Consider the following 16,778-nt stretch of genomic DNA (forward strand, 5'->3'; position numbering starts at 1 on the left):
CTTACACTCCCCTCCGGTTTTCATTTTTCATCGGTTCCGGCAGGATCACTGCCTCCGTAATCTTCTTTATGGTATCCTCAAACATCCGCATATCCCGGTCATATCGCTGCACATCCAGCACATTTAGAGTGTGGGCTTTCTGTGCAATCTGATTTAAGTTATTCCCGATCCGGTGGAGTTCCCTCATCATGGAATAATAGTCCGGTGGCGGAGCGTCTCTCGGAACCACACCGCTGATCAGATGGCGGAGATACGCCTCACGACTCAGTCCGCTCTTCTTCACTTTCTTATCCAGCGCCTCCGCCTCTTTCCGGTTTAGTCGGAACAGGATCGCCACATTTCGTTTTCTCATCGCTCCATCTCCTTTGCTTTTTCCATGGATTCCGGTATCTGACGCAACTGTCGTTTCTCTTTGTCAAACTCATATACCCGGTCTGACAAGATTTCATCACGGGCTACTTCTTTCTGATTCACGTCACGCACCATCTCTCCCATTTCTTTCGGTGTTATACCGAGATCTTTAGGAATGATAATCATCTCATGCAGAGACGAGGGAAGGAGATAACAGCCCTGTGGGAATACGGACTCCAACTGCTCCTGCAGATTTGGATACGCAAGAACAGAGGCTCCATTTAATCTCATCGGGTTACTCAGAACGTACATGCCCTCTCTAGGGAACTCCTCCCCTTCTTTTAACTGAAACAGATTTTGGGCCTCAAAGGGAAGTCCACTCATTTCCATCATCAGATCATCCATGCTCATCAGTACAGCCGGACTTCCCTTGACTGAATTTTCCACCGCCTTCTGGTAAACTTCCTCCGGGCGTACTCCCCACTGACTCAGCATTTCATGGGTTACTTTGACACTCCCAACTCCCTCCCCGGCGGGCGAAGGGAATTCAATCCGGCAGATTACAGATAGGTCTTCCATTTGCTTATGCGGAACTTTGGATAACATCCGCTGATTCGCTTTTGTATTGATGACCTGCACAGTTAAATAATCCTTCACAGAATCATAGTCCGTAAAATCCAGACTTTCCGGCAGCTCCCGCACAGACAATGACTGTCTGCATACATCGGCGATACGATTCATGATCCGATCCACCGGCTCTCCCTTACGAACCTGGTCATAAAAAGGCTCCATATAGACAACCGGAGCGATATGCTGTCCTGGCATATTGAAAACAATTCCTGTCAACATTACGCCATTATTCTTCTGCTGTTCTGAAATCTCACATTGCATGTTCTGATATTCTTCTGGCAGATAATCTTTAATCTGCTGTGTCACGCCCTCTGCGAACGCCTTCACTGCTACCGTGCTGCTCATGCTGTCCATCCCCCTTTCCTGTCAATGTCTGCTGATATTTTTTCAATCTACTTTCTGCAGCGTCTTTTTCTGTTCTGGTCATTTCCATGCGTATCATTCGTCCACCTCCCGATCATGTCTGTACAGACGATTAATCTGCATAAGACACATCATAGCCACACCGATCATACCGCCCACCATTGTTCCGCAAATAAACTGGATCATCTTCATCCTTACCTCCATTTCTTCTCAAAGGGTTTCAGGGATGTTTCCCTGACAAGCTGCCGGAGGGTTGCCAGAGAAGTTCTGGCAATCCAAAGGCGTTGCTTGCTGGTATTGTGTATCACACTCCACCTGCGCTCCGTTTCCGCCTCCGGCGGATCATTACCTACCGACAAGGAACACTTATCATGACTGTTTCTCTCCACAAAATCCTCTCTTTCTATCGTTCAAAATTTCTTTCCCTGTGCCGCTTTTCCCGCTTTGTCTGCCGGATTCCCAGCCGGATACAGAGGCTGTCATTACAGTCTTTTCCCTGCTTTGGCGGCTCATCTTTAGTCTGATATTTCTTCGGAAGAACTGTTCGGATGGCCTGTGTCGCAACTCTTCCCGTCCGGTCATTATCCAAATGAAATACCACCGTATTCACCTCCGGATGTTCTCTTAGAAAGCGTGTCAGCGCCGCCGGCACCTTGCTTTTCTCGATTTCTTTGGCTGGCTGATACACGCCCGCAAGAGATAACAAGTGTTCCTCTCTCCAGTTATTTCCATCCAGCTTTTGCTCCGTGGCATAAGATAATAGGTCAATGGCCGACTCAAACAGATGAACTGCCCGGCATTTTCCCTCTGCCGGGATACAGAAGGAATAATTTTTGTCACTCCCGGACGCCTCTCCGAGAAAGTCTGAACCGATTCCACGCAGAGCCGCATAACGGGGTGTTCCGCTCTGATCCATTCCCACAAAAACCACGTTGTGGTAGTTCTCACTCTCATAAAGTCGCTGGGTTTTCAAACAGAATCGAACAATCTCCCCGTCAATTCCACGGTTCTGCAGGTAAGAAACTGCATACGTCTGATAGCGGTAAGGTTTTGGCAAGATCAGCTTTTTCTCTGTTTTCTTTTCGGCTGGTACGGAAACAGGCGATTGGATCGCCGCCTGCTCCGCTATAATCTGTACCGCCTGCACAAAATCATATCCTCTCACTTTAATCAGATAATCCAGTGCGCTCCTGCCCCCGATCCCCCGGCTCCACCACATCCATTTTCCGTTGGAAATCTTCAAACTGTCGTGGGATCTGGTGGTATAAACATTCCCGGAGAAATGCACCAGCTCATAAGGTTCATAGGTTTTCAGATAAGTCAGAAGGTCGATCTGTTTCACTCTCTGCACTACTTCCGGCGCAACATAAGGCATAAATTTCATCTCCTTTCCTGCCCGTGATTGGATATTCCATAACTCATTTCTTATATCCAGGCATAAAAATAGCCGGATGATCTTCTTTCTTTGAAAACCATCCGACTATGTAAATTCTTCTTTATTCTTCATCAAAATTCAAACTGCCCCGATTTTTTTTAGATACGCATACCCATCTGTATGCCCCCGGAAATATATTTGACAGCGTTCTATTGTCTCTTTTTGGAACATCATGCTCATATATTTTCTTACAACTTCATGCTCCTCTGCTGTCAGGCTGATGGCTCCGTTTCCCTCCGTAACTTCCAGAATGAATGGATATTTTTCCTCCATTTCGCCTAATTCATAACACATATCAGCATATCTCACGTCCTGTTTTTTTAAATCTACCATTATATCGCTATCAATTTCCATAAAATTTTCTTTAATCCGTTTTACAAGATTGCAAAATTCTGTCTTTTCCAATATATCTATCCTTTCTGCCAGCCAGCATTTTCTATACTTATTACTATATCCATTTTTATTCTTTTCAACAATCCAGACCTTTATTTTCTATAAAATCTCCAGTAGCTGTAATACCTTTATGGTATGTTGGCAGCCCATAAGATAAAGCTGTATCCGTTCATAATCCTCCCGGTCTGCGTCCAGCGCAAGGAATTTTGACAGTGCCTTTGCCTTTTTCACGGAAAGTTTTATCGGTTCTTCGATCTTATCCCGGTCAATCAACTTAGAGATAAACGGATATTTAAACAGCAGTTCATCACTCTCTTTTAAAATCCGGCTGTATTCCGGAGACGCTTTCAAACGCTTTCTGCAAGTTTCATCAATCTCGTCCACCACAGCGCAGGCCCAGATCGGCAGATTGTAAATATCCACATCCTCTATCTTCATAGCCTTCTTTTCCTCCTTTCCCGCCCACTATACCAGAAGTTCTGACCACCGGCGATTGTGCGTTTTCATTGTTTGCACATTTGTAAATAAGGCTATGTATTACGGTATCAGTTCCCCGATACCGCATTTCTTACCGCACCCAGGCAGCTTTTTCCCGCTCCGGTTTGATCTCCTCTTCTTCCGGTTCTTCTTCCATAACGATGTGTTCTTTCTTGTCCATATCCAGAAGAGCGTTCAGTTCGCCCAGTCTTGCCACCTTTTCTGCCAGTTCCTTTTCCTGCGGAAACTCCTTTTGTGCCTCCACCTTTGCAGTTTCCAACTGAGATTTTACGGTTTCAAGAACTTCCCGGCAGCGTGAGAGGTTGTCCGGCAGTTCATTGATCTTGTTATCCAATCTTGTGATATTTCCATGAATATCTGTTCCCAGTGGTACTTTATAAGTGCCTTTCCCATGTAAAGCAATGACAAATTCCTTGCTGGAAGAGGAATAGGACAGCTCCATCGAAAGTCCACGATAGGCCCCCAGCGGCACAGGCTCCGGGGATTTCATGGCTTTGCAGGCGTCAATGATCGCCTGTCCTGCCTCCTTTTTCTCTGTGTAAGAATGATCCCCGATCTGCATGACCGGAAAGGTTTCCCGATCCGGCGGCGTGTGCGCCTTGACCTGGGCAAGGTCTGACTCATACTGTATGATCCATGTCTCCTGCTCTCTGATCCGTACCGGAAGATGTTTTGCCACTTGATCCTCCATTTCATATTTCTGGTTCAGAAAGCTCTGCTTTAAAAGCTGTAACTTGGATACCTGTATATCCAGATCCATCTTTTCCTTAATATAAGGGTTTCCTGTGGCCAGAGCCTTGATCTCCGCATAGGACAAAGCCACTTCATCTATGTCCTCCACGCTCCGGGCCGGGTTTTTGGATGTCATGATCTGGCTGATATATTTCTGCTTGTTCTCAATAGTCTGATAGAGATAAGCGTCAAAAGTTCCCTCTGTCACATACCGGATGATCTCCACTTTCGAGTTTTGATTGCCCTGCCGAATGGTTCTTCCTGCCCTCTGCTCCAGATCACGGGGACGCCAGGGGCAGTCCAGATCGTGGCTGGCTATGATCCGATTCTGCACATTCGTTCCGGCTCCCATTTTAAACGTACTTCCCATAAGGATACGGACAGCCCCACGCCTTACCTTGGAAAAGAGTGTTTTTTTCCGCACATCCGTATTGGCGTCATGGATAAAGGCAATCTCCTCCGGCGGGATTCCCCTCGCAATCAGCTTATCCCGGATGTCGTTATACACACTGAATGTACCGTCTGTTTTCGGTGTGGACTGATCGCAGAATACCAACTGTGTCAGCTTTTTATCCTTTCCTTCCTCCCAGTGACGATAGATCTCCTCCACACAGGCGTTGATTTTACTTCCCGGATCATCCGGCAGTAGCGGGTTCGCAAGCCTCTGGTCAAGAGCCAGTTTCCTTCCGTCATTGGTAATCTTGAGCATGTTATCTTCTCTTGGGTTTACTTGGTGGTTCCGTACCTTTTCCGCCCGGTTTCCCAGTTCCTCCACCATATCCCGCTGTAAATCGGTAGCCTCCACCTTTACTACCCGGTACTCTGCCTCCGGCACCGGAAGATTCAGCATATCTGCTGTCTGGATGTCCGCCACCTCCCGGAACATTTGCAAAAGTTCCGGCAGGTTATAGAACCGGGCAAACCGTGTCTTTAGGCGGTATCCGTTCCCCTCCGGCGCAATCTCCAGTGCGGTCACAGTTTCTCCAAAGGTGGACGCCCATGCGTCAAAGTGCTGTAAATTCTTCTCTACTAGAGTGCCATACTGGAGATAGCGCTGCATAGTGTAAAGTTCCACCATAGAATTGCTGACCGGGGTTCCAGTGGAAAAGATCACGCCTTTCCCTCCCGTGATCTCATCCAGATAGCGGCACTTCATATACATATCCGACGATTTCTGTGCCTCGGTCTGTGCGATCCCGCCTACATTTCTCATCTTGGTGGTCAGGTAGAGGTTCTTATAATTATCCGCTTCATCCACAAACAGACGGTCAACGCCCAGTTCCTCAAAGGTAATCATATCATCCTTCCGGCTCTGGTCATGGAGTCTTTTCAGACGTGTTTCCAGTGATTTCTTTGTCCGCTCCATCTGCTTGATTGTGAATCGGCTCCCCTGGATCTTCTTTGCCTCAGCAATTCCCTCCATGATTTCCTCAATCTCCTCCTCCAGCATACGCTCCTGCCGCTCCACACTTAATGGGATCTTCTCGAACTGGGAATGCCCGATGATCACGGCGTCTATATCGCTGGTAGCGATTCTCCCACAGAACTTTTTCCTGTTTTTCTTCTCAAAATCCTTTTTTGTTGCCACCAGAATATTGGCCGCCGGATAGAGTTGCAGCCATTCAGCGGCAAACTGCTCGATGATGTGGTTCGGCACCACGACCATAGATTTATTACACAGCCCAAGCCGTTTACATTCCATAGCCGCCGCTACCATTGTATAGGTTTTTCCTGCCCCTACCACATAGGCCAGCAGAGTATTCCCGCCATAGATGATCCTGGCCACTCCGTCCTTCTGGTGTTTCCGCAGAGAAATCTCCGGGTTCATGCCATAAAAATGCAGGTGGCTCCCGTCATACTCCCGTGGCCGGATAGCGTTGAACCGTTCATTATAATCTGCGGTCAGCCTCTGTCTGCGCTCCGGATCTTTCCAGATCCATTCCTGGAATGCCTGCTTAATTAAGTCCTGTTTTCCCTGTGCAATGGCGGTTTCCTTTTTATTCACAACCGGCTTTCTCTTGCCTTCCTCGTCCTCCACATAATCAAACACACGGGTATCCCGCAGATTTAGCGTATCCTCTATGATCTTATAAGCATTTACCCGGTTCGTGCCATAGGTATTATTGGCACGGGGATTTCCCCGGTCAATGCTCTTCCCTTCGATATTCCATTCCCCGGTATGCCGGGAGAAATGGACTTTGATCTTCCACTGGGAATAATTCGGCGTCTGCAAAAGTTCAAACATAAAGCTGGCAATATCCGACTCCGGTATCCATGTGGCTCCCAGTCGTACACTGATCTCAGAAGCGGTCAGATCCTTTGGCTGTACTTTTTCCAGTGCCTCCACATTGCTCCGGTACACCTCGGAAATCTCCGCCGCCCGTTTCGCCTCCCGCAGTTTCTGGCGCACGTTGCCGGAAAGGTATTCATCCTCGGATACAAACCGGGGATGTTCCAGATCCTCAGACTCCGGCAGACGGAAGATCACGCCCTGTAATTCCTGTTCCACTTCCTGGGCGCTTTTCCCGGTCAGAGAACACAGATACTCCATATCCACGCAGGCTTTTTCGGAAAGAGCCAACGATAAGGCCTCACTTGCGGTATCCACTTCCGTTACCGTTTCGTGAGGCTTTATGGTTCGTTTTGTGAACATATCCGCCTTCCGTTCCAGCGTTCCGTCCTCTGCTACAATCTCAAGAGAACAGAGAAGGGGATAACTGCTGTCATCAGAAAACACCATACTGTTCGCCCTGGAGTTCAGCAGGCCATATTTTCTCTGGAACAAATCATACAGATGGTTCAGCTTTTTCTGCTGTTCTTCGATTTCTTCATCCGGATACCCTTCGGTCTGATAAGCGATCAGCTCTCTGGTACAATCCCGGATGGCAATCATTCCTTTCACACGGTTCTGTGCTGTCACGGACAGTTCCACCGGTTTCATGCGGCTGTTTTCCCGGTAATAGATCTTCCCGTCATAAACCGTATAGGAAAAGTTCGCCACAGACGGATCAGCCGGTATCGAATGATCCTCTTCCTCCACCAGCTCCTCCACCTCATATTCCGTGATCTCCGCCTCAAGGTTTTCTACTGCCTGCTCCAGAAGTTCCTTTAAATCCCTGTCCGGATAAGGTTTGCAGATCAACTGTGGGCCATAAGGCCCGGACACAATCTCCTGCTCGCCCAGTACCATTTCCGGGTGCTGCTGAAAATAGGGATTGATACTGACCACCCGGTGTCGGCTCTCGCCCTGTTCATTTACATGATCATTTTCATAGAGGCGCTCCACTTCCACCCAGTCCGGCAGATTCACATTTAAGTCTCTCGGCGTCTCCCGCTTCTGGAAAAAGAGAATATCCGTGTTAATCTCTGTCCCGGCATTGGCAAGAAAAGCGTTATTGGGCAGACGGATCGCCCCTAACAGGTCGCACCGCTGGGCGATATATCTCCGCACCCGGTCATCCCGCTTATCCATTGTCCCGCCGCTGATCCCGTTGGACGTGATCAATGCAAGCACACCCTTCGGCCTCGTCTTATCGATAGATTTTGCGATAAAATAGTCGTGGATCAGAAAGTTATACTTATCATATTTCCTGTCCAGTACCTTATAACTTCCAAAAGGTACATTTCCTATGACCACGTCAAAAAAACTGTCTGGCAGATCTGCGTTCTCAAATCCCTGGGCAACGATAGTGGATTTCTGGTAAAGCTGCTGTGCAATCCTGGCGGAAATGCTGTCAATTTCCACACCATAAACCCTGCAGTCGGACAGGCTCTCCGGCTTCCGTCCGATAAAATTTCCTGTTCCGCAGCTTGGCTCCAGAATGTTCCCGGATTTCATCCCCATGTTCTCCAAAGCCTGATACATGGCACTGACCACCACCGGCGGCGTATAAAAGGCGGTCAGCGTGGACTGTCTCGCAGCGGCATATTCCTCCTCCGTCAGAACGGTCTTTAATTCCAGATATTCCGTTGACCAGGAAAATTTCGTCTCGTCAAAAGCGTCAGACAGCCCGCCCCATCCAACATATCCGGCAAGGATTTCCTGTTCTTCCGGCGTGGCAAAGCGGTTTTCTTCCTCACACTTCTTCAATAGCTGGATTGCCATGATGTTGGCACGGAACTTTTCTTTTTCAGTTCCCTCCCCTAAATGCTCATCCGTGATCCGATACTGGCTGCGGCTCTCCTGGGGAATCTCCAGGTGCGGATCAAACCCTCTTACCCTCCCGGCAGGTTTCTTCTGTGTCCATGCCGGGGCCAGATCCTCCAGAAGTTCTTCCGGTTCCTTTTCAAAAGGATTGTCCTCCGGTTTTATTCCGGTAAATCCGTCCTCCTGCTCCTGCGCCATTTCCTGTGCGGGAGCCGGTTCCTCCTTGTCTTTTTCGGCTGGTTCCTCTGACGGTTTCCTGCCCGCCTTCAGATGGTCATTCGCCGGATTTTCCCGTACCCGGCGGTCAAACACCTTCCTCGGCATTTCCTCTGTGAAAAGCGGATACATCTGGTCACGCAGAACCACCATCTCATCGGAAATAAAGTCAATGGAATATTCTTTTGTGCCTATTGTGACAATCGTATCCACCTGCAGGTCATAAGGCGGCTTCATGGCAGGCAAGGCCGCAATCCCGGCTATCAGTTCCGACACTTCGGAATAATTTTCATCCTCCGTGTCCATCCCTTCCCGGACACTGATCAGATAGCTGTAAATTTCCTGCACGGACTGGGGATCGGCCAACTGTTCCTGCAACTGGCGCAGAACATCCTCCTGTGTCTCTCCTGCCTCAATTGTATCCTGGTATTCATACCAGTCATACGCCTGGTAAAATGCATTGAGACGTCCTGCCAGAACCTCCTCCCGGCTCTGTGCCGGAACAGGCTCCGGGGGAGCCTGCGTGTTTTCTCTTTCGGCTGGTATGGGAGTAAACAAACGGAATACTCCGTCCCGGTAATCCGTAAGATCTTTATACACCTGTTGCATGGACGGGTATCGCTGATCGTAATCTGCGGTTCCCGCAAGAACCTCTTCCATCATGGAAAGGATTTCTTTTACTTGTTTGGGATCATCAAGCTGCGGGCGGATTTGGTTTATCGCTCTATGATAATCTGAGCCATACGGATATGGACGTAAAAACGTTTCCGGCTGATTATAAAAAAAGTCGTAAATGTTACCTGTCAAAGTAGTTTTTTCATACTCCGGAATATACTCCAGTTCCTTCTCTGTCATATACCGTCCGACAGCGATCAGCTCATCAATCCTCTTTGCAACCGCCGTCCATTTCAAAGTAGTCTCATAATTCTTCCACTGGATGGTATAACCTTTCGCATTTGTATCCTGGTGAAATCTTTCTCCTAAATAATCAGTTACAGATCCTCCCATGCCATATTCCTGCTTTAAAAATTCTGCTTTTTCCTTATTGCTGTGTTCTTGCAGAAAATAGGAGTAAATTCTGTATTTGCCATGTTCAAAGGAAGAACCGGACTGCAGGGTATGGTCAATGATTTCCTGTGGCATAGAAAAAGCAGGAGATTCCTCTCCTGCCAGTTCTTCTAATAATGACTGTTGTTCTGCCACCGTTGGCTGTGGCTCTGCAGTTGGGTTCTGCCTTTCCTCTTCCGGCTGTGGTTCTTGTCCGGTTAGCTGTAGATCAGCTCCTTCATCACGATCTCTTCCGCTGCCTGCCGGATGTTGTTCATCTGCTGTACCCACGCCATCTGGTCTTTCGCTTTCAGTTCCTCTGTCACGCCCCAGGCTGCTTTCATCTGCCCGGTCAGAACTTCCATCCGCTCCTGTGCCTCTCGCTGCACTTCGTTCAGATGGCGGTTCAGTTCTCCTTTTGTCAGCAGGTTCAGATACATCCCGTACCGGTAATTTTTCAGATAAGTCTGACGGAGGAAAGCGTACTTCCCACGGTGTACTTCCGGTTCGTCCGGCACGGTCAAATCCGGAAGAAGATAATCGCCCTGTCTGCTGTATGTGATCGCTCTCATGTGTAATGCCCCTTTCTGTAATCTGTTCTCTGTTTTCGCTTTCATTATATCGGCCTGTCTCTTTCCCGGCAAAGGTGCGACTATTCTTTCTCTCTGCCTTTCTCAGCTTATTGACAGTATCGGAAATCTCGGAGAATGCCATTTCCGCCACATCACTGGCCGCAACACCAAACAGGTTGACCATTTCCGGCGTATTAAAGTCCGTGATATTCCGGAAGTCCTCTGTATCCAGATACAGGTCGGTATCCACGCCGCACCGTACCATGACCATATAAGCAACACTGGCCGATAAAAGCTGGCGGGCCTCCACCTCCACGTTGTACTCGTCCACCTCTTCCAGATAGCTGTTCTTTCGTTCTGAGAGCAGATCCGGCAGATAATCCGCAATGTTATCTTCTGCCGCAATCTTTGCCGCCTCCAGTATGGTTTCCGCAAATCCTGTCACTGTTTCGTCCACGCCAAAGGCATTGGCAAGGGTTTCCCTCACATCCGGCTGATATTCTTCCGGCACTTCCCACAATGGCACTGGCCGGAGCAGACGGCGGTAACGTCCTTCCTGCGTATCTGAAACGTCATAATAGTATTTCAATCTCAGTTTCGGGCTGTCCTTGTCAAAAACTGCGATTCCTTTGGAATCCCGCTTTACCCACCGCCCAAACTTCTCATTCCAGACTTTCATAGGCAACACTGCGGACGCCTCCGGGCGCTGTGCATAGATTAGAATCTGGTCATCAAAAGGCAGCCGGAAGTTCCTGCAGGCAGAGCGCAGGAAAGACAGCCAGTTTTCCGGACTGGCAGTTACTTCTTTTACAGTCTCTGTATAAAGGTCTGTGATCAGATCATATTTCTTCTTTGCCATACATCCCTGCCTCCTTTCCGTTTTGTCTCACTCATGGGCCGATAATGAATCCCATTCTTTTCCATCTGCCTTGCAAACTGGCGGATATTTCTGCACTTCCCGTCTATTTCCACCTGTTCCTCACTGTGATAGCGGCAGAAAGCGCAGGAGCAATCCCCGTTGTCATACTCCAGACGCAGAAAAGAACTGTCCGGAAGGGAAAAAAGCGGGTTTCCCCCGCCGTCCGTAAAGCAGATCATTTTTTCACTGCTCATATCTCCCCGCCCCCAAAAATGTTATGAACTTTCCGGCTTTTACTGCTTTCTGGATCTCATTAATCATCCCGATTTCTGCCACTGTGATCCCTGGCAGAGACAAAATATCATCCATTGTCATATTTAAAACTGCTTTTTCATTGTCAAATCCCGCCTCCATCAGCTTTGAGAGAGCGCGGACAGCCTTATGGTTGATCTGTGCCAACTTCCACACCTACCTTTCCTGTTCTGTTTTCTGTATTTCCCTTTTTGTTCCTTTGCGCTGCTCCCGCTGTTCCAGATATGCGATTTCTTCCAAAGCCCTCTCACACAGATCTTTGGTTGCTTTCAGCAGGCTGTCAGTATAATGCCCCCAGTAATAATCCGTCTTTCCACTGCATTTCCATGTCACAAACTGTTCCGGATGATACTGGCTGACGCCTAAAACAAACTCCGATGTTCCCACCTCAATGGACTGAACAATTTCATATCCCTGATTTACCCGTTTTTCCATCAGCGCACCTCCCGTGACAGAGACACTTTTTCTATCTTTTGTTTCTGCTCTTTCTCACGCATAGTCCTCATCCTCGCTTTCTTCCATGACCTTCCTCCCATAAGGCGTAAACGTATACCAGCCCGTCCGGTCAGACTGTCCTTTGTTCCACTCGCCTTTTATGAGGACACCTGCCCGTTTCAGCCTTGCAAGGCCCGTGCTGACCATATGTTTTGTCAGATAGGGCATACGGATCAGAAACATTTTCCGGCTGCAACACATCCAGGTTTCCCCGTCATACCGGCAGCGTCCATGAAATTCATTCTCTTTTATTTCCGTCCAGATTGCCTCCGCAAGCAAAGCTGCGGCTATCCCATACCGTCTGGCAATCCCGGTATTAAATTTCTGTATCAATGGCTTTTCCTCCTTTCGTCCGGTATGTAAAGAGGCGGCTTACCGCCGCCTCCTGTCACGTTCTGTCTATTTCTTCCGGTTCCGCAGATTCAGCCAGATCAAGGCTCCTGCGATAAATGCCACTAAAATGACCGTGATCCACATCTTTGCGTTCATGCCTTATTTTCCCCTTTCTTTTTTCTCATTTTCATTGCCGTCAGAATTCCAAAGGCTGTCACGCCCGCTCCGGACAGGACAGATAACCCGATCCACAGGCCCGGCCTGCTGTCATCTCCGGTCTTCGGTGTCGTGATCAGTTCCTCCGGGATCTTTTCATTCGTCATAGTGGCCTTTACGATCTGTCCGTCCTCCTTGATCTCAAAGGCGTATTCGGACTCATCAATCTCATAGCCTTCCGGCGCATTATACTCCTGATAGGTGTATTTTCCATACCGCAGGGTAAAGATGGCGATCCCGTTCTCATCTGTTACGCCTGTGGCAACGATATTCCCATCCTCGTCCTTAATACGGAATCCGGCATTTGGAAGAGGTTTCCCGTCTGCAACGTCTGTCTTGGTCAGTTCCAGTTTTCCGGTAATCGGCTGGTTGATAAAGCCAACGCCTGCCTCATTTTCCACATCTACGATCTTTCCGTCCTCACTGATCTCAAAGTAATAAGCGTTCTCATCCAGCTTGAAGCCTTCCGGGGCAGTCTTTTCTTTCACAAAATATCCTCCGTAGAGCAGACCGTCCGTCTGGTAAATGCCCTCTGAGATTTTCGGGATTTCTCCCACAAGTTCATCCTTTTCGGTCAGTTTCTGGTCTTTGTCCGTATCTGCATACAACTCAAATACAGCGCCCGTCAGCTTGTTCGCCGGATATTCTGCGTCCACTTTTGTCAGACGGACACTGCCCTCAATGAGTTTGTTGATCAGCTCCACCTCGATCACTTCCTCATCTTCCGTAACCGCTACATAGTGGAGTGCCTCATTCAGCACATATCCTTCCGGGCTTGCGATCTCCCGGACGATCCATCTGCCAAAGGGTACATCCTCAAATGCAAAGGCTCCGTCCTCATCAGAAGTAGTTACCATTAAGGCAGTATCTTCCGTAAATTCTTCTGCACCTGCGGAAAACAGGCCAATCGTTGCGCCTTCCAGTGCCTCTCCGTCCGTGTCTACTTTCCGTCCGGAGATCTTTCCCCGGATCAGTTCATTCTCAATGGCATTTCCCTCATTTGCGGAAATATGGACAACAGCGGTATCCTGCCCCTGGTAGGTAAAGTCCACAAGATAGGTTTCTTCTGACAGAAGATAATGCTGGTCAGTGGCAACTTCTTTCACATAATACTTGCCAAAAGGCAGGTCTGTCTGAAATGCGGCGGTTCCCTCTGTACTGCAGAACACGATCTCGATCAGACCGTCCGCCGGAATCATGGAACCGTCCGCTGCTGTCAGATCCTCTGCAGCATACAGGCCAAAGGCCACGTTCTGGATCTCTCCTGCACTTCCGATCCCAAAGATTTCATCCTGTTCCAGTGTCTTTGTAAGATCAACCGTCACTTTCTGCCGCTCATTATAGAAAGCGGTGTCCGCCTCTGTTACAGATACTTCCTGTCCGGCATATGTCAGCTCCGCCTCATGGGTTTCTGTATTCAGCACCAGACCTTCCGGCGCTGTCTTTTCCACGATCTGGTATTTCCCCAGATACAGTTCTTTTGTCTCTGCCTTGCCTTCCTCATCTGTGGTAATGGTATCCACTACATCCCCGGCGTTTGCCCGCACAGTTCCGTCCGGTGTCACAATGTCCTCGGCGGCGATCACTTCATATACCGCCCCGGCCTGCCCGGTTACTGCATAAACAGGCGTGTAAATGTTCTCGCCTTCCGCAAGGTTCCCGTCTTTGTCCACCACACCGTCTCCAGACACCTGCACAGAGGAGAACTCCTCGCCGGTTTTTGTCACAAGGATCTTGCCTTTCTGCGGCATATCCTCTTTTTCCACCGTGATCACGGTCACTCCACTGTCCTGCCCGGACTGTTCCTCCGATACTGTAAATGGAACCGGCGTACTGTCCAGTACATACCCGTAAGGAGCCTGTACCTCCACTAATGTGTAATTTCCATAAGGCAGTACCTCCGGTGTAATCAGATAACCGTCACTTCCGGTATAGAAAGTATCCAGCTTTGTGACTTCCGGATAGGTATACTGCATGGTCACAAGGTTCCCGGATTCGTCATAGATCTGGAACCCGGCTCCCGCAAGGGGGATGGTGTTTCCCGTTTCTGCGTCTTTCTTGACTACTTTGATATAGGATTCAAACAGGCGGTTGTTGATGAGGTAGCGGTAAACTTCTCCGTCACTGCTGATATACACATCAAAGTCTCCGATCATCTCCCGGCCTTCCCAGCCTTTTGTCTGGTGTACCGTATAAATGCCATAAGGCAGGTCTTTCGTCTCGGCATATCCGTTCTCATCACACACCAGCGTATCCCGCTCGCTGTCCTTTGCGCTGTCATAGCTGCCTGCGCTCTTTAAATACACCTGGAACTCTGCGCCTTCCTCCGGTGTTTCGATCTGCGTACTTCCGTCATCCGTGTGCTTGATGATAGAAATCCTTCCCTTGATGACCTGCTCATTCACGTCATTGGAAGTATCGTTCAGCTCCACGGTATAAAGAGTTGCCTCTGCTCCCACATGGTAGGAAGTCTCGTCCAGCAGATACCCTTCGGACGGGCTGATCTCCCGGATTGTCCAGTTATCCCCGCACACATAATATTTCGTAGTAAAACTGCCATTGCTGTCCGTGGTGTAAGTGTCAATCAGTGTATCCCCGTCATAAATCCCGTACACTGCGCCTGCCAGCGTAGCGTCTCCCTGCGGGATTCCTGTCTCCCGGTCTGTCTTTGTGACCGTTACCCGGAACTTTTTCAGTACGTTATGGACAGTGGCATTCGTCACTTCGTTCCAGTTGACGGTCACGTTCTGGGCCGCCGGAACCACATAGCGGTCTGCTGTCTCCACTTCCTCCAGCGTATAGGGCGTATCGCCGGAGATCAGAATATTAGAAAATGTAGCAACACCTGTGCTGTCCGTAACCGCATACTCGTCCACCGGAATACCGGAAAGAGAGGTTCCGTAGAGATGGAACTTCATGCCTTCCACCAGACCATCCTCAGAAGTCTTGGTCACTTTCAAATCCCCACGCTTGAGGATATTGGAAAAGTCCACGGTAGCGGTTTCCCCGCCTTTGACCTCCACAGTCTTCGCTTTCTGCGGTTCATATCGGTTCTCTGTCAGCTCTGTTACCGTGTAAGTTCCCGGCTGAAGGTTCTCCACTTTGATCGTTCCGTCCTTCCCGGTTGTCACGGTCTGATCAATCCCGTTGCCCGTGATCTGGAATTTTAATCCAGCCACCACACCGTCCTCCGATGTTTTCACAATCTGAACGTGGCCATAAGGAATCTTCACATTCAGATATGCCTGCACCGCTGCTGTATTCTCCACGCCTGTAACCACGTCCTGTAAAGACGGATCGCCATAGGCAATCAGCTTTGCGCTGCTGCTCACTGTGGGGATCTTCTTGGTTGCGGACAACTGCACGTTCCCGGCAATCGCTTTACTGGATGTGATGGTCAGTGTGTTTCCGGATGTGCTGACTTTTACATCACTGTTGGATGATGTGAAATTGAATTTCGACAGGACTCCATTGGTGTCTGTCAGTTTCAGCATATATTGGTTTCCGTCCCATTTCAGTTCCTGCGGAGTGCTGTCTGTACTGCCGGACGCAAAACTGGGAATGGTTCCGTGGCTGACCATGCCGGAAACAATCTGGTTATAAGCCGCTGCCACACCGCTGTTTGCCCCGCCTACGCAAAGACTGTTATAGAATTTGGCGTCTGTCCGGGCATAGGGAGCGGTGGCATTCCTGCACCCGGTTACGATCTCCCAGATGACCATCTGTGTCGCAAGGACTTTCTCATCTTCCGTGCCGGACAGACTGCCCATGCTGCCCTGTGCGCCATACAAAAGGGCAAGGTTCACAGCGTCCTGTTTCTCTTTCCCTAAGTTGTTCCACGCCACAGAAGCGTCCTTCTCCAATGTGTTCCCGGTATGCAGGGAGATTCCCGGCTCGATACAGTAGGCGTTCTCCCCGTCTGCATAAATCCGGGTTCTGGCCTCTCCCGCATGACCGCAGGTAATCCCGTTGTGGGAAACTGTCTGCTGATAACGGATGGTGTTCCCGTTTCCGTCATAGCAATAAGCGAATGTGATCGTTGCCCGCTCGGACGCAGCCGATACCGTGGCCGCCGGCAGGACGGACAGTGTCGTGACCGCCGCCAGCGCCAGTGCGATCCCTTTCTTGAATAACTGCTTGATTTTCTTCACTTCATTCTCCTCCATTTCTGAGCCTTTC

General features: G+C 49.3%; 14 protein-coding genes. All 14 read right to left on the minus strand.

Translation table 11 applies throughout. The features are described from left to right. Position 1: 1 nt before the first annotated feature. Complete coding sequence (gene mobC, locus FGQ85_RS09080) at positions 2-352, minus strand: plasmid mobilization relaxosome protein MobC (protein WP_087168616.1); 351 nt, start codon at positions 350-352, stop codon at positions 2-4. Then, positions 349-1,326 carry a DUF5688 family protein gene (locus tag FGQ85_RS09085; protein WP_138373290.1) on the minus strand — a complete coding sequence of 326 codons (978 nt, stop codon included), beginning with the start codon at positions 1,324-1,326 and terminating at the stop codon, positions 349-351. The genes mobC and FGQ85_RS09085 overlap by 4 nt, the downstream gene beginning before the upstream one ends. Next, positions 1,271-1,423 carry a hypothetical protein gene (locus FGQ85_RS18360; RefSeq protein WP_171027925.1) on the minus strand — a complete coding sequence of 51 codons (153 nt, stop codon included), beginning with the start codon at positions 1,421-1,423 and terminating at the stop codon, positions 1,271-1,273. The genes FGQ85_RS09085 and FGQ85_RS18360 overlap by 56 nt, the downstream gene beginning before the upstream one ends. Continuing rightward, on the minus strand, positions 1,420-1,530 hold the full coding sequence (locus FGQ85_RS09090) for a DUF3789 domain-containing protein (RefSeq protein ID WP_243128528.1): 111 nt from the start codon (positions 1,528-1,530) through the stop codon (positions 1,420-1,422). Before FGQ85_RS09090 ends, FGQ85_RS18360 begins: the two co-directional genes overlap by 4 nt. Positions 1,531-1,747: 217 nt before the next feature. Beyond that, entirely contained in the window at positions 1,748-2,719 is a 972-nt protein-coding gene (locus FGQ85_RS09095) for a DUF3991 and TOPRIM domain-containing protein (protein WP_138373292.1), read from the minus strand. Positions 2,720-2,857: 138 nt separating this feature from the next. Then, positions 2,858-3,073 carry a hypothetical protein gene (locus FGQ85_RS09100; RefSeq protein WP_138373293.1) on the minus strand — a complete coding sequence of 72 codons (216 nt, stop codon included), beginning with the start codon at positions 3,071-3,073 and terminating at the stop codon, positions 2,858-2,860. A 198-nt stretch (positions 3,074-3,271) separates the two neighbouring features. After that, the gene (locus FGQ85_RS09105; RefSeq protein ID WP_138373294.1) at positions 3,272-3,610 is read right to left on the minus strand and encodes a hypothetical protein; all 339 of its coding nucleotides are present in this window, start codon (positions 3,608-3,610) and stop codon (positions 3,272-3,274) included. A gap of 130 nt (positions 3,611-3,740) precedes the next feature. Beyond that, a complete protein-coding gene (locus FGQ85_RS09110) occupies positions 3,741-9,908 on the minus strand; it encodes an N-6 DNA methylase (RefSeq protein ID WP_347563080.1) in 6,168 nt (2,055 codons plus the stop codon). Positions 9,909-10,030: 122 nt separating this feature from the next. Beyond that, on the minus strand, positions 10,031-10,429 hold the full coding sequence (locus tag FGQ85_RS09115) for a TnpV protein (RefSeq protein ID WP_347563079.1): 399 nt from the start codon (positions 10,427-10,429) through the stop codon (positions 10,031-10,033). A gap of 789 nt (positions 10,430-11,218) precedes the next feature. Continuing rightward, positions 11,219-11,497: a hypothetical protein gene (locus FGQ85_RS09120; protein WP_138373296.1), complete on the minus strand. Its 279-nt coding sequence runs from the start codon at positions 11,495-11,497 to the stop codon at positions 11,219-11,221. Further along, positions 11,487-11,711 carry a hypothetical protein gene (locus FGQ85_RS09125; RefSeq protein WP_138373297.1) on the minus strand — a complete coding sequence of 75 codons (225 nt, stop codon included), beginning with the start codon at positions 11,709-11,711 and terminating at the stop codon, positions 11,487-11,489. The genes FGQ85_RS09120 and FGQ85_RS09125 overlap by 11 nt, the downstream gene beginning before the upstream one ends. After that, complete coding sequence (locus FGQ85_RS09130) at positions 11,712-11,990, minus strand: hypothetical protein (RefSeq protein WP_138373298.1); 279 nt, start codon at positions 11,988-11,990, stop codon at positions 11,712-11,714. 54 nt (positions 11,991-12,044) lie between these two features. Continuing rightward, positions 12,045-12,383 (minus strand): hypothetical protein, encoded by a 339-nt coding sequence (locus FGQ85_RS09135; protein WP_138373299.1) that lies wholly within the window; start codon positions 12,381-12,383, stop codon positions 12,045-12,047. A 152-nt stretch (positions 12,384-12,535) separates the two neighbouring features. Next, the gene (locus FGQ85_RS09140) at positions 12,536-16,750 is read right to left on the minus strand and encodes a SpaA isopeptide-forming pilin-related protein (protein WP_243128529.1); all 4,215 of its coding nucleotides are present in this window, start codon (positions 16,748-16,750) and stop codon (positions 12,536-12,538) included. Positions 16,751-16,778: the final 28 nt, after the last annotated feature.

It is taken from the genome of Pseudoflavonifractor sp. BSD2780061688st1 E11 (genome assembly GCF_005844125.1).
Lineage (GTDB): Bacteria > Bacillota > Clostridia > Lachnospirales > Lachnospiraceae > Sellimonas > Sellimonas catena.

Bases quoted from the DNA above. Each gene is read 5' to 3' on its own strand.
- mobC (WP_087168616.1), bottom strand. From the start codon at position 352: ATGAGAAAACGAAATGTGGCGATCCTGTTCCGACTAAACCGGAAAGAG.
- FGQ85_RS09085 (WP_138373290.1), bottom strand. From the start codon at position 1,326: ATGAGCAGCACGGTAGCAGTGAAGGCGTTCGCAGAGGGCGTGACACAG.
- FGQ85_RS18360 (WP_171027925.1), bottom strand. From the start codon at position 1,423: ATGATACGCATGGAAATGACCAGAACAGAAAAAGACGCTGCAGAAAGT.
- FGQ85_RS09090 (WP_243128528.1), bottom strand. From the start codon at position 1,530: ATGATCCAGTTTATTTGCGGAACAATGGTGGGCGGTATGATCGGTGTG.
- FGQ85_RS09095 (WP_138373292.1), bottom strand. From the start codon at position 2,719: ATGCCTTATGTTGCGCCGGAAGTAGTGCAGAGAGTGAAACAGATCGAC.
- FGQ85_RS09100 (WP_138373293.1), bottom strand. From the start codon at position 3,073: ATGTGTTATGAATTAGGCGAAATGGAGGAAAAATATCCATTCATTCTG.
- FGQ85_RS09105 (WP_138373294.1), bottom strand. From the start codon at position 3,610: ATGAAGATAGAGGATGTGGATATTTACAATCTGCCGATCTGGGCCTGC.
- FGQ85_RS09110 (WP_347563080.1), bottom strand. From the start codon at position 9,908: ATGCCACAGGAAATCATTGACCATACCCTGCAGTCCGGTTCTTCCTTT.
- FGQ85_RS09115 (WP_347563079.1), bottom strand. From the start codon at position 10,429: ATGAAAGCGAAAACAGAGAACAGATTACAGAAAGGGGCATTACACATG.
- FGQ85_RS09120 (WP_138373296.1), bottom strand. From the start codon at position 11,497: ATGAGCAGTGAAAAAATGATCTGCTTTACGGACGGCGGGGGAAACCCG.
- FGQ85_RS09130 (WP_138373298.1), bottom strand. From the start codon at position 11,990: ATGGAAAAACGGGTAAATCAGGGATATGAAATTGTTCAGTCCATTGAG.